12 protein-coding genes are annotated in these 13606 nt (G+C 44.6%); 4 read left to right on the top strand and 8 right to left on the bottom strand.

The window, feature by feature from the left end; genetic code table 11:
- Positions 1-10: 10 nt before the first annotated feature.
- Genes HMPREF9441_RS09830 through HMPREF9441_RS09815 form a run of 4 tightly spaced genes read right to left on the bottom strand, consistent with a single transcriptional unit; the run spans position 11 to position 3550 of the window.
- Positions 11-604, bottom strand: coding sequence for a hypothetical protein (locus HMPREF9441_RS09830; protein ID WP_244949727.1), 594 nt, complete (start codon positions 602-604; stop codon positions 11-13).
- Positions 597-1217, bottom strand: coding sequence for a hypothetical protein (locus HMPREF9441_RS09825; RefSeq protein ID WP_244949726.1), 621 nt, complete (start codon positions 1215-1217; stop codon positions 597-599). The genes HMPREF9441_RS09830 and HMPREF9441_RS09825 overlap by 8 nt, the downstream gene beginning before the upstream one ends.
- 7 nt (positions 1218-1224) lie before the next feature.
- Positions 1225-2604, bottom strand: coding sequence for a hypothetical protein (locus HMPREF9441_RS09820; protein ID WP_008620687.1), 1380 nt, complete (start codon positions 2602-2604; stop codon positions 1225-1227).
- Positions 2561-3550, bottom strand: a complete 990-nt coding sequence (locus HMPREF9441_RS09815; RefSeq protein ID WP_008620686.1) for a UDP-glucuronic acid decarboxylase family protein — start codon at positions 3548-3550, stop codon at positions 2561-2563. The genes HMPREF9441_RS09820 and HMPREF9441_RS09815 overlap by 44 nt, the downstream gene beginning before the upstream one ends.
- 135 nt (positions 3551-3685) lie before the next feature.
- On the opposite strand from HMPREF9441_RS09815, the gene HMPREF9441_RS09810 reads away from it, so the two are divergent.
- Both HMPREF9441_RS09810 and HMPREF9441_RS19310 read left to right on the top strand, forming a co-directional pair.
- Positions 3686-4300: a DUF707 domain-containing protein gene (locus HMPREF9441_RS09810; RefSeq protein ID WP_008620685.1), complete on the top strand. Its 615-nt coding sequence runs from the start codon at positions 3686-3688 to the stop codon at positions 4298-4300.
- Between the two features lie 11 nt (positions 4301-4311).
- Positions 4312-4764, top strand: coding sequence for a hypothetical protein (locus HMPREF9441_RS19310; protein ID WP_009388870.1), 453 nt, complete (start codon positions 4312-4314; stop codon positions 4762-4764).
- A gap of 121 nt (positions 4765-4885) precedes the next feature.
- Here the strand turns inward: HMPREF9441_RS19310 and HMPREF9441_RS09800 are convergent, their stop codons facing one another.
- Genes HMPREF9441_RS09800 through HMPREF9441_RS09790 form a run of 4 tightly spaced genes read right to left on the bottom strand, consistent with a single transcriptional unit; the run spans position 4886 to position 11039 of the window.
- A complete protein-coding gene (locus HMPREF9441_RS09800; protein ID WP_008620683.1) occupies positions 4886-8236 on the bottom strand; it encodes a type I restriction endonuclease subunit R in 3351 nt (1116 codons plus the stop codon).
- A 7-nt stretch (positions 8237-8243) separates the two neighbouring features.
- Positions 8244-8402, bottom strand: coding sequence for a hypothetical protein (locus HMPREF9441_RS18635; protein ID WP_008620682.1), 159 nt, complete (start codon positions 8400-8402; stop codon positions 8244-8246).
- Between the two features lie 14 nt (positions 8403-8416).
- The gene (locus HMPREF9441_RS09795; RefSeq protein WP_008620681.1) at positions 8417-9538 is read right to left on the bottom strand and encodes a restriction endonuclease subunit S; all 1122 of its coding nucleotides are present in this window, start codon (positions 9536-9538) and stop codon (positions 8417-8419) included.
- A gap of 4 nt (positions 9539-9542) precedes the next feature.
- On the bottom strand, positions 9543-11039 hold the full coding sequence (locus tag HMPREF9441_RS09790) for a class I SAM-dependent DNA methyltransferase (protein WP_008620680.1): 1497 nt from the start codon (positions 11037-11039) through the stop codon (positions 9543-9545).
- 569 nt (positions 11040-11608) lie between these two features.
- Between HMPREF9441_RS09790 and HMPREF9441_RS09785 the strand changes: the two genes are divergently transcribed.
- Together HMPREF9441_RS09785 and HMPREF9441_RS09780 are read left to right on the top strand one after the other, a co-directional pair.
- Positions 11609-12862, top strand: a complete 1254-nt coding sequence (locus tag HMPREF9441_RS09785) for a VapE domain-containing protein (protein WP_244949725.1) — start codon at positions 11609-11611, stop codon at positions 12860-12862.
- 145 nt (positions 12863-13007) lie between these two features.
- Complete coding sequence (locus HMPREF9441_RS09780) at positions 13008-13601, top strand: 50S ribosomal protein L25/general stress protein Ctc (protein ID WP_008620676.1); 594 nt, start codon at positions 13008-13010, stop codon at positions 13599-13601.
- The last annotated feature ends 5 nt before the right edge of the window (positions 13602-13606 follow it).

The raw sequence follows: 13606 nt of genomic DNA, 5'->3' as shown, positions 1-13606 counted from the left end.
TCAATATCGCCTAATAAACAGTCGCCGAAATATCCGAAATCCATGGAAATGTATAATGACCGATATTCACGTCTATAAGTTCTATACTTATTCCCCACGGATAATAATCCTTGCCCGGCAAGGAGGGATACTTTATCTCCGTTTTCATGCGGCGGGAAATGGCCGAGAATACTTCGACAGGCATTTTTAACATTTTAGGATTATCTGACACGTACATCCGGCCTACTACAGCAATCCTGCCCTCTTTATCAAGCATAAAAGACACATTCTGGATTTCTATCGTATCCGGTGCAGCCATTGTCGCCATGCAACCTATCAAAAGGTCACCCAACTTTTTCTGAACCTCTCTTAACCCAGGCTTACGAAGGCTTTGGTACATCAGCCATACGGACTCGTCATCCGTCTTGGCCGTATCACGGTAATGGAAAAACTCCACATACCTTTCATACTCTTTTTGGAAATAGACGTAGTTTCCCCACAAACTGTCACGACCCCATACGACCGTATCCCCTTCCGGCAAGGGGACACTTTTTAATATCCGCACATCTTGGCCGTAAGCCTTAAAGACTGAAAGGCACAGGCACAACAAAAACACTCTAATCATATTCGTAAACTTTTTCATATAACACACCCGAAAGGTAATTAGGCCTCAACAGAGAAAGTCCCGCCGTCACAAACATGCAGCCAAAAGTCATGGACGAAGGAGGCAGGGTGAACTGCGCGTTGTTCTTGATATGCCGGATCAGTACATACAAGCGCTCTGCCGGGAAATACTCCCACAAAGAAGGAGACACGTAAATATAAGGCACCAGGCACACACGTCCATTGCAGTCTACGGCACAATCAAACCACAACTTCCCTTTGTGTGCCAACAAGGCCTCTCGTTCCTCATAAGTCAACAACTGCACAAAGAAGTTGGTCAACACGTCATAATCTGCCCTTACATATCGGTTATATCGCATCCCCGAAGGCCAAAACTCCGGCTCCAATATCCTCGCTCCATAATAATCCATCTGGTACTGCCGAACCTCCCATTCATACGTATACCGGGGGACATCCTTCAAAAACTCCGCCATGTAAGTTTTAAAAGGCCCTATCTTCCAACAAACGCTATCCCCGCTGTAAAGGACATCATACTTTACGATTTTACCATAATCACCGGCATAACCTAATGAAAAGTAAAACAGCAACACCATGCAAGCACTTAACCTTCTCATAAACAGTTTATTTTACTTGAACACCGGAAAAATCCAACACTTTCTCCCACTCCCACTTATAATTGGGATCCGGGGCTTGGGCATATTTTTCATAAGCCGCTTTGAGCGATTTGTCCGTTGCTTTCTCTGCCAGTTCTTTGTGACGATCCCTAAAGCCTGCATACATCTTGTCAAACTCGGCACTCTTAAAGGCATTCTTATCCACCGTGATAGTGGTATCCCCTAACTCAACATATTTTCCATGCCAATCGTAAAAAGCAGAAAGGCCCTCGTTGGTAATCTTATTCATATTAATATTTCCTCTTATACTATCCATCAGGAAAGCTTGAAATTCACCATTTGAATGGCTTGTCGCACCATCTAACGCATCTAAAATTTGGTCTTGATATGCATGTAGCATTTCATGTTTTAATGAATTGACATTCATATTGGCATCATAAATATACATGACATTATTCTTTGAATCATATTGAGGATTATCCAAATCTTCGTTTATTTGAATATCCAGTTTTTTGAATATATCCTTTTGCGCTTGGGTCAAGCTCTTCCATTCTTCCCCCTTTACGACATTATCCTTGAACCGTTCCTCATCCGTCTTAGAGTCATTTCCACCTCCGTGTCCAACCCCATGACCTCCAGTTATAATCCCATTGGAAGAAGAACCACCCCCAACTAAAGAAGCCCCACTTCCACCGGATGTACCTCCTCCTACATTATTGCCACTGCCCGTGTTTCCACTTCCATTATGTCCTCCGCCATCAAACAAACCACCTATGTCTTGGAAACCACCACCGAAACTTCCACCACCGGATCCCGGACGAACCACGACCTCGGAAGTACCTCCTTTTTCCGGGCGTACATCAACTTCTGACAAATCACGCTCAAAAGCCCAATCACCGGAAACCTTATCAGTCCAACCCGAACCGTCCCAATAACCAGAAGCCGTTACATAACCGGAACCATCCCAATAGCCCGAACCATCCAAATAACCTGATCCCGTCCAAAAGCCTGAACCATCCCAATAACCAGAAGGCATCGTGCTACAATTCTCGCTATCACCATCATTCAAATCCATCGTCATGAGCTGGTGGTTGTCAAACATCGAATACAAATCGTGATTTTCTGCTGATTCAGGCAACAAATCTTCCTCTGCCGAAGTGGAAGAAGGTATATATTGCATCGACATTCCTGTCGAACCTGATTCGTCGGTCATCACAAAACCGCCTTCCCAAGTACCGTCACCCAACATCGAACGGTATTCTTCCTCACTGAACGGATTCAGATTGCTACCTGTGCCGCCACCCACGTAAACGCGCTGTTCCTTCTCACTAACCACCGGCAACTCATGAGCCAATGACTGCAAATCCTTTAATGTCAACTTCTTCATGTTCCTTTGTATTTAAAATGTTTTTAAAATAATGTATCGTATTCAACAAACCTTCATTCAAAGAAACCATAGGCTTCCATTCCAACATTCGGCATGCCAACCCTATATCCGGTTTTCTTCTGCACGGGTCATCCATCGGAAGAGGGCGACAAACGATTCTCGCATCAGATTGAGTCAACTTTATTACCTGAACAGCAAGGTCTTTTATGGTACACTCCTCCGGATTTCCCAGATTCACAGGACCGGTAAACGAATCGACCGTGCACATCATACGGAGCATACCATCTATTAAATCATCTATATATTGAAAACTGCGGGTTTGGCTTCCGTCTCCATATAGAGTTATATCTTGCCTCCTTAAGGCTTGGATGATAAAATTAGAAACAACCCGGCCATCATCAAAAGACATATTGGGGCCATAAGTATTAAATATGCGAATAATCTTCACCGGCAATCCATGCTGACGATAATAATCCATACATAGGCTTTCTGCACAACGTTTACCTTCGTCATAACAGGAACGGACACCATTCGGATTTACGTTACCCCAATAAATTTCCGTTTGAGGGTGTACCTGAGGATCACCGTAAACCTCACTGGTAGAAGCCTGCAAGAATCGGCTATGATTTTTCCGCGCCAACTCCAATAAATTCAACGTCCCTATTACCGATGTTTTCAGCGTATATATGGAATCCTTTTGGTAATGCAATGGAGAAGCCGGACAAGCTAAATTATAGATTTCATCTATCCCTACAATCGATAAAGGCTGAAGTACGTCATGCCTTATAAATTTGAAATAAGGGAAAGCGTAAAGATGTGAAATATTCTCATAGCGTCCTGTATAGAAGTTATCTATACAGGTCACTCTATGACCTTGTCTTAATAGAATCTCACATAAATGAGAACCTACAAAACCCGCACCACCCGCAACTAATATGTCTTTCATATTGAAATCGGTTTTTTATGGTTTAGATAAATGCAAAAATACATTTTATTTTTCATATACAATAGACTTAAACAGGTTTTTTTGTGTATTCAACTTATTTTTTATTAAATTTGTCCTCATATTAATATATAAAGTATGAAAGAGAGAGACTGCGTAATTGCGGCTATAGGGAAAGACAGCCTGCATCAAAATTGGATAAAGGGGTATAAAAACTTCGACCTCCACCTTATCATATATGATGATTCTTATGACAAATACAAGAATGATACGGAATATATTTGTTCAATGAAAGGATATAAGCTCAAGTTGGTATATAAATACATGAACCGCCATCCTGAATACCTTGAAAAATATGAATATTTTTTCATTCCGGACGATGACATCCTGATGGACAGCCAAAACATCAATAATTTGTTCATGTTAATGCGAGGATACAACCTACAAATTGCACAACCAGGATTGAGCGACTCATATTACACTTATCCCCACACTTTACGAAACAAACTGTCCGTACTCCATTATACCAGTTTCGTAGAAATGATGTTCCCATGCTTTTCCAAAAATGCATTAAGGAAAGTGTTACACACGTTCAATGCCAATGAAAGCGGATGGGGAACGGAATGGCATTGGCCTATATTAATAGATTCTAATCAGAAAGACATGGCGGTAATAGACTGCCTGAAAGCAATCCATACCCGCCCAGTACAAAGTTATCGGCCACAAAATGTAAAAAAGGAAATGATTACGTAAAACAACACAGATTGAACACCTCTATCTCCATATATGGATATTTACCACGTTCGAAAAAAGAATTAAAGAACAATGGCTATGTTATCACTGATCTACAAACATATCATACTTACTTGAAACAACTTGATAAAATAGCACACTATTTAATCACATCACTTCATCAAGAAAATAATATACCACCAAAAGGAATGGACGGACTGGAAGGCGTCATCTTGTTCTTCATAAACTATGCCCGTATTTCAGAAAAACGACACTATAAGGATGTGGCTTTATCTCTGTTGAAACAAGTATATCACATGGATGACAAGACGAGCCAACCTAATCTTTTAGCAGTTTTCGAACAGATTAATATAAAAAAAATACCAAAGCTTATCTTTCCTTCCTCCGAAACACCTTCTTCTCCAACATCCACAATCTCGGAATATCTCTACACAGGATTCACTTTATTGGCACTCCTGTCCTAAATATTCAACCGAAACATGGATAGCCGTGGGATGTTCTTACCTTATCCCACTTCTCATAATTACTGCCGCCAACACAGGAATCAGCGGCAGTACCGGGGCTTGAAATTGTCCTTTCAGTTGTTTACACCGCAATCACCTGACTGATAAGTTTCACATAATCTATAAGTGATTCGCGACTATCACGGAAGATGACAGGAAACTTATTGAAAGGTGGTTGTTGCAATACCACGGTGGCAATATCGCCATTCTCGCACACATAGCGGATGAGCATGCGCAGATACTCCTCTTGCATACGAGTCAGTTCCGCGCCATGAATCAATGCACGATATTTCTCCAATGCCACTTCCTGCTCCACGCCAATGATGGAACGGATGAAGGCGGCTACGTTATGCTGATAGGGTTTCGTCCTTGTTTGTGCCTCAAACTCAGCCTTGGAGCCCAGTTCTTCCCAGAAAATCAGCTCTAACCGGGTGATGTCTTGTCCGGAAAGAGGTTCAAGGTGGTATATCTTTTGCAATGTGTCATCGTCCGATAAATGCTCTTTGAGATAGTCTTCCACCCTGCGGCGATAGGTACGGATAGGGGTTACATTGACCCCAGAATTGTCCTCTTCAAATGTGTCCGTCACATTGATGATAAATGTCTGTCCTCCCATGCCGCCATCCATGTATTGGATAAGGTCACGAAGTTCCAACCTTATGCGTTCGAGCGAACCCAAACTTTTCGATTCCCAGAAACGAGCAGACAACACCTCGTTCAGTACATCCATCTTAGCCATCACTTGTGGAATGGAAGCTTTCTTCTCTTTGAGACAACCGGCTATGTCCATTATTTTCCGCTCTGATGATGTGGAATTGACAGTTTCATCTACCAATGCAAGTTGGGATTTAAGTACAAGTGCATCAAACTTTAAAGCAGAAATGTCTGTTATCGCATTTTTGAATAAGGGTGAGATATTACCTTTCATTGCCATCACATCGCCAAGAGTCAAGCAAACCATAGCTTCCGGCGTGGCGTATGTCTCTACGGCTTTCAGTTGAAGGCGCACATCTATCCGGTTTCTGTTCAGATTAGCTATTTGCTGGTGCAAGATGTCGGCAAGGTTATCGTGAAAAGCCTTTGATTCTTCTTTACTTTGATGTGTTCCATCCTGCAAGGCGAATTTAATATCTGTGCGCAGATTAAAAAGCAGACTTACAATAGACTGCGATTTTGCCGGTTTGGCACCTTCGGGATTCATCTCGAAATATTCAAAATTCCGATAGAAGTCGAATATCAAAAACTCTTCCTTATCTTTACCTTCGCCAAACAGGTTTTCGCACAAACGTGTACCTCTACCTATCATCTGCCAAAATTTTATCTTAGAGTGAATAGGTTTGAAGAAAACCAAGTTCACGATTTCAGGCACATCAATGCCCGTATCAAGCATATCGACCGATACGGCGATTTGAGGTAGCCTTTCTACGTCTGCAAATTTGTCAATCAGGTCGGATGAATACTTTTCTTTATCGTCAATTACCCGGCAGAAGTCTGGCCCCAAGTCAGGGTAAAGGACAGCAAACCGTTCGGCTATGAGTACAGCATGTTTGTGGTTGTAGGCGAATATGATGGTTTTGCCTATCAGGGTACCGTCTTTCACACGGATACCATCGTTCATCAACCTGTTCAGCACATAGTCGACGGTATTGTGGTTGTAGATGTATTTGAATATTTCCGTTGCATTGATGGTGCGGCTATACGGGTCGTCCGGTTCTAAGCCAGCCTTCATCTTCTCATACTCGAAAATCTCATCCAACTGCTCCCGTTCTTCCGGGGTAAGCTGATCGGGGTCAATTCCTTCCGTCAGAATCTTTGAGTTATCTTTTATTGCACGGAACGGCTTCAGATACCCATCGGCTACCGCTTCGTCATATTCGTAGCTGTCGGTCGGCTCGCCCTGCTCCATCCCGAAGAGGTCGTATGTGGAGCGGTCCACTTCATCGCGTGGAGTTGCCGTCAGTCCCAAGAGCAGCCCGTCAAAATACTCGAAAATAGCTCCATACTTGCCAAACACACTACGATGAGCCTCGTCAATGATGATGAGGTCAAATCTGCCTAATGAAAACGTCTTGGCATCCTTGTCCAAATGTCCTATCATGGTCTGATAGGTGGAGAACAGGATGCGTGCCGATATATCCACATCACTGTCACGCAAGGAACTGACCGTCATATTGGGCAACAACTTGGCGTAATTCCTTTTTGCCTGATTGACCAGCTCTATACGGTCGGCCAGGAACAGCACATTCTTCACCCAGTTGTTCCGCACCAACACGTCTACGAGCGAGATGCTGACACGCGTCTTTCCCGTACCGGTAGCCATTACCAACAAAGCACGGCGGTGCTTGCTGTTGTAATGCTTGCAAACCGATTCAATCATCCGCTTTTGGTAGTTACGGTTGGTTATCCTGTCCGAAATCTGCAAATCAGTAATATCCGCCCGACCACGCTGCGCAATCATACGGCGCAACTCATCAATGGTATGGAATCCCATTACTTTACGTGACGGATAACCGATTCCATCTATTATATTGGTTTCAAAACCATTGGTGTAATAGATTACCGGTCGAGGACAAACGTAGCGTGCAGCCAAGCAATCGGCATATAATTCCGCTTGGTGACGACCTGCTACAGCATCCACGCTAGTACGCTTTGCCTCCACTACAGCCAGTGGCGTTCCGTCCGCATCAAACAGTACATAGTCTGCATATCCCATACCGCTCTCATTAGGCATACCTTGCACCTCTATCTCTATTCCGGCTTGACGAGGAACGATTTTTCCCACCTGTTCTGTTACTGTCCAGCCTGCTTCGTGAAGTAACAGGTCGATATACAATTTTCGGGTTTCCGCTTCCGAGAGGTCGTTTACAACAGGCCGGGCTTCCACTGTTGCAGGCTGTGCATCGGAACTTTCTCCCACCGCCTGCGCCAAGGCATCAGCAGATTGCGTGGTAGCGGCTTGTGCTTGGTCGGGTTGAGGAACAACGGTAAGCGTACTCGTTTTTGCCGACTGAGGAACCAACTCTTTGTCAAAGTCAGGCAATGTATCAATCACCTGCCAAGCCAACATGATAGAACCCACAATGTAATAAAGGTTCAGCACGGCAAAGAAAGATTCACGTCGTCCCACAAATCCGTCATTGGCGTGTGCTGCATTGTTTCCGATTTTGCGTACATAGTGGATGCGTTTCATCAGGTCTTCGCTATTTACAAATGCCGTGAAGCGTTCATCGGTGGTGAGCGAAAGCAACGAAGCACGTTCTCCTATTTGCCACCCCTTCAGGCGGTAAACGGTCTTAACCATTGTTTCCAGCGCCAGCCGTGCCTGCTGTGCCGAAATCATCGGATTAGTCGCTTGAAAATCCTCTGCTATGGCACAATAACGGTGGATTGTTTCTAATCCGTCTATGTCTTTTATAATGTCAAAGTTCCTCATAACTTAATTAATTTACAGTATCACTTGCCGTATCATTTACAGTATCATTCATGATAACTTGATACTGTAAAATTCTGTCTTTTTCAAGATTTGCAACCTGTTGGTCTATCCCCGAAGCTGCATATCGGCTGATGGTCTCTATTAGTTTCTTGTCTATTTCTTTCATGCCATTGTCTTGTTTTAGGAGAAATAATATTGCATCCGTTCTTTCATCAGTGTTTCTGCATCGGCTAATTGCTGGCGAATCAACTCTTTCTGTTTTTCGATGGCTTCGACTTGGGCTGCATATTTTTTCTGCATACCAATAGGAGGAACGGGTATAGGCAAACTACTTAATAGTTTTTGGTTTATATTCTGAATACCAATACCATTAGATTTCAAAATATGAGTATTCTTAAATCCTATATCCGTTAATGTAGCTATCAGGTACTTATTTATAATCTCCACAGACTTCCTAAATCGAATGCAGAACCCACTGAATGTTACTTCTGTGCTATTAGGAAAAACTTCCAAACATCTCCCCACCAAATTTTTATTTCCATTTGAACGTACAAACACAATATCTTCGTTATGAAGCAAATATTCTTGTGAAATGTCTTCAATGTTAATATAGGATATATTGTCGAATGAAGAAAGACATTTAATGTTTTGGAAATCTCCAACACCTATTATTTTCAATGGCTTTCCTATCTCTCCCTTACTATAGTTTAGCCCATTTTTGAAGTTGCCAAGTTGCCCCATTTGTATAATATCCCAACATTTATCATTAACCGCAACATTACCAAAGGTATCAACGAATATAGATTGCGCAAGGACATCAAGGTCGGCAATCTGCGCCTTGTAGCCGTCAATCATTTTTTGCAGTGTATCCAATTCTGTGGCAATAGTGCATTGCTCATTATTTTTAGGCAATTTAATAAGAAGTTTTGAAAATCGCTTTACATCTAAATTCTTTTGAGCGGCACCTCTTGCTAATGAATATATTTTGTCATTTAATGCAAAAACATGCCATTTTAAAAATTGGAATAATAATAAATTAGTTTTGGGATGAAGCGTTAATCCACTATCATTGAGAAAGAATTTACCTTCAATAAATCTTGTACATTCCTTAGAAAGAGCAAAACGAGATACTGTAATAGCGTTTTCTCGATTATAACTCTTTGTGGTAAAGGTTGCGCCACCTCCACCATATACATAATATTGCCCGGCTTCTGTCTGTTTTTTGACAATACGTGTTCCAAATTGAATATCGCAAACACTATCCAACGTACAAGATAACCATTTCGATTTATCCACTTTCATACCCTCACGAATTTACCAGTTTCTTAAACTCTGCAAAGGCTGCATCAATAGTCTTCTGCCTTTTCTCCATTCGAGCGATAATCGTTTCCGGAGCTTCGTATTCAACCGCTTCACGTTCCACCTCGTGATAACGTTTATAACTGAGGTCGTAGCCGTTGGCACGAATCTCATCGGCAGTAACAAAGAACGATTGCTCTTTGCGGCTGCGGTCGGTTTCCGCTTCGAGGTTGTGGAAACGGGAGATGACATCGGGAATATCGTTTTGTTCGGGCTGTGGAGTGCGTTGTGTGGTAAGCGAGAATCCATCGGCACGCATATCGTAAAACCAGACTTTGTCTGTTCCACCTGCACCTGTTTTCGTAAAAATGATGATGGCGGTGGAAACCCCGCTGTAAGGCTGGAACACCCCCGAAGGCATCGTGATGACGGCTTGCATGCAATGGTTGTCCACCAATGCAGAGCGTATCGTCTTATAGGCTTTTGAATCGCCTGTGAGAACCGTGTCCGGCACGATGGAAGCACACCGACCGCCCGACTGAAGCATCCGCATCATCAAGGCAAGAAACAGCAGTTCGGTTTTCTTGGTCTTGACAGCCGCTTTCAACGTATGCGCTATGTCGTCAGTATCGAGACTACCTGCAAACGGAGGATTGGCCAGACAAAGGGTATAGCGGTTGGTATCGTCATTCTCGTCCGACAACGAGTTACGATAGTACAGATTGGGCTCATCCACATCGTGAAGCATCATATTCATACAGCCTATGCGGAGCATGGAGGCGTCCGAGTCCGAGCCATGAAATATCTCTTTGCGAAAACGCTCCTTCTCTTCAATATTAAGCAATTCATCACTTTGATGCTCTGTAATGTATTTGGCTGCTTCCATGATAAAACCGGCAGAGCCCATAGCCGGGTCGCAGATAGTATCGTCAAGAGTTGGGCGCATCAGTTCCACCATCATACGGATGATGTGACGAGGGGTGCGGAACTGTCCGTTAGTGCCCGATGCCGCCATTATGCCGAGCATGTACTCATACACGTCCCCCATCATGTCCGCCCCATCGGAAGAAATTTCATCAATCCCCTCAATCACACGTGACAAAAAACGGGCATCGGTGATTTGAAAAACAGTATCTTCCATTGCTTTACTATAAGCCGACCCCTCTTTTCCCACATAACGCAAAAAGATAAACACATCGTTGCGCACCCGATTCAACATCTTTGTCGGCTCCATTTCCTTGAATACGTGCCAACGCATTTCATTGTATGGCACATCTTGGTCGGTAGTCGGATTGTGCCACATACCATCTGGAAACGTAGGGTTAAGCAGGAGATCGCCTATAAGATTGGCAATTGCTTCCTTTTCCAACTGTTTGTCATCGAGCATCTTCATAAAGAGCAAATAGGTTATCTGCTCAAATATCGCCGAAGTGTTGGTAAACCCTTTGTTCCAGAATGTCTGCCACACAGCATCCACCTTTTGTTTTATATCGCCGGTTATCATATTGTTATCTATCTCTTATCTTTAATATCATCAGTTTGTATGCAAAGATATATAATCTTACGCTATATAAACAATATCTTAAAACCTTATTCGATATAATACTTATTAGAATATTTTTAAATACTATAAATATTTTACTCTACGATATGCCCCGTACAATCTGCGCCAAACGATTTTCCGTTCTAAGCCAAACGATTTTTCAATCTACTGAGAACGATTTTCAGATATGCCGACATCCGCTTTACGAGCTTTACCGTGCCGAACACCAGATAAAAAGGAGACGTGGGTGTTTTCCGGAGAGTATTCTCCGCTTCTCCACCTCCCACAAACGGTTTTTCACCCGAAAAGGTTCGCTTCCTTCATACCTCTTCTATATCAACGTTTTAAGGTGAACTTTCTGCCTTTACATCCTTCACCGGGATTTCACCGGGAAATGATACACTGCATACAGATTCCGATTTACAAATGTAAACCGACTGGTAATCAATAGGGTTATGGTGAAGGGCTTGACAAGGGCTTTTTCATGTCGTATATTTGCAGGCAGAAAACAGACCCTAAACACAGCTACTATGGATTTCAAAAGGATTGCACATAATGCCGTAAGGCGATGGAACGAAAAACGAACGGAAAGAAAGACGATGGGTACGACCCACGTCGCTACACCGCAGGCGGAAACGCTCCCGAAAGCCGCTAACCTCGAATCCGCCCTCGGCGGCTTCCTCGCCGAACGATACGAGTTCCGCTTCAATGTGCTCACAGAAGCCACGGAATTCCGCTGTCTGTCTGATGAGGGAAACGGGACATTCCGGCCCGTCACGGAACGCGACCTGAATGCCATCTGCCTCGAAGCACACCGCCACGGCATCGACTGCTGGGACCGCGATGTGGCACGCATGGTGCACTCCGCTGATGTACGGGAATACCATCCCTTCCTACAGTATTTCCAACGGCTCCCGACATGGGACGGGCGCGACCGACTGCACGACTTGGCCACCCGTGTGTCGGACAGTCCCCTGTGGATACAAACCTTCCACCGGTGGATGCTCGGACTGGCCGCGCAATGGGCCGGACTCTCCGACGGACTGCACGCACATAGCACCGCGCCCCTGCTCGTCAGCGACGAACAAGGACTCGGCAAGTCCACCTTCTGCCGCGCCCTGCTGCCACCGGAGTTACAGGATTACTACACCGACAGCGTGAACCTCGCGCGTCCCGACAAGGTGGAACGGCAGCTCACCGAGATGGGCCTGCTGAACTTGGACGAATTCGACCGCATACCCGAGAAGAAACACCCGCTCCTGAAGAACCTCATGCAGCTCTCCGCTCTCAACCTGCGCAAGGCGTACCAAAGGCACAGCCAAGCCCTGCCGCGCATCGCCTCCTTCATCGGCACGTCCAACTCGCGCGAACTGCTTTCCGACCCTTCGGGAAGCCGTAGGTTCATCTGTGTGCTCGTGGAGCATCCCATCGACAGCACGGGTATCGACCATGCGCAAATCTACGCCCAACTGAAGGCGGAATTGGAAAGAGGGGAACGGTACTGGTTCAACCACGGGGAAGAGAACGCCCTGCGGTTGCACAACGCGGCTTTCTACCGCATCTGCCCGGCTGGGGAGGTATTACGCCGTTACTATCGTGCGGCTCAGCCGAACGAGAAGGTACGGCTGCTTTCGCTGCCCGAAATATTCGCACGGCTACGGCGGCTGGAACCCGGAGCGATGGCAGGCATAACGCTGCCCAAGCTGGCTCAAGCCCTCGTAGCCGCAGGAGTACAGAAAATACACACACATTACGGAAACCGGTACCGCGTGGCAGAAATATGAAAAAACGCCCGCAACATTTGGCCATTCCGACGAAAAGCCGTAATTTTGCACCGCTTTTCAGCATCATCGAAAGATGCACACATCGTGTGATGGTGAGATTAAGCATAAATCACTTAATTTAGAGTAACACAAAAAAATTAATGCAATGAAAGAAATTAATGTAAAAGGTACAGCAAGAGCTGCATTCGGCAAGAAGGCTGCGCGTGAAATCCGTAAAGCTAACGCCGTACCCTGTAACTTGTATGGAGAAGCAAAAGACGAAAACGGTGCACCGGTCGCATTGCCCTTCACCGTAACAAACGACGAACTGCGCAATCTGATTTATTCTCCGGACATCTATGCCGTAAACCTGAACATCGACGGCAAAGAGTGTAAAGCCATTCTGAAAGAAATTCAGTTCCACCCCGTAAAAGATAACGTACTGCACGTGGATTTTTATGAAATCACCGACACGAAGCCCATCGTGATGGAAGTGCCCATCAAACTGAACGGTTTGGCTGAAGGTGTGAAAGCCGGTGGTCGTCTGGCTGCATCCGTACGTAAATTGAAAGTAAAAGCTGTTTATACCAATATCCCCGAACGCCTGAACATCGACGTGACGAGCTTGGGTCTGGGCAAGACTATCAAAGTCGGCGAACTGCATTTCGAAGGTTTGGAATTGGTTACCAGCAAAGAAGTTGTCGTTTGCCAGGTTAAGATGACGCGTGGTGCAAGATCTGCCGCATCTGCTGACAATTAATCCAT

The organism is Paraprevotella clara YIT 11840 (assembly GCF_000233955.1).
GTDB classification, from domain to species: Bacteria; Bacteroidota; Bacteroidia; order Bacteroidales; family Bacteroidaceae; genus Paraprevotella; species Paraprevotella clara.
This window is presented reverse-complemented; position numbering and strand designations above follow the sequence as displayed.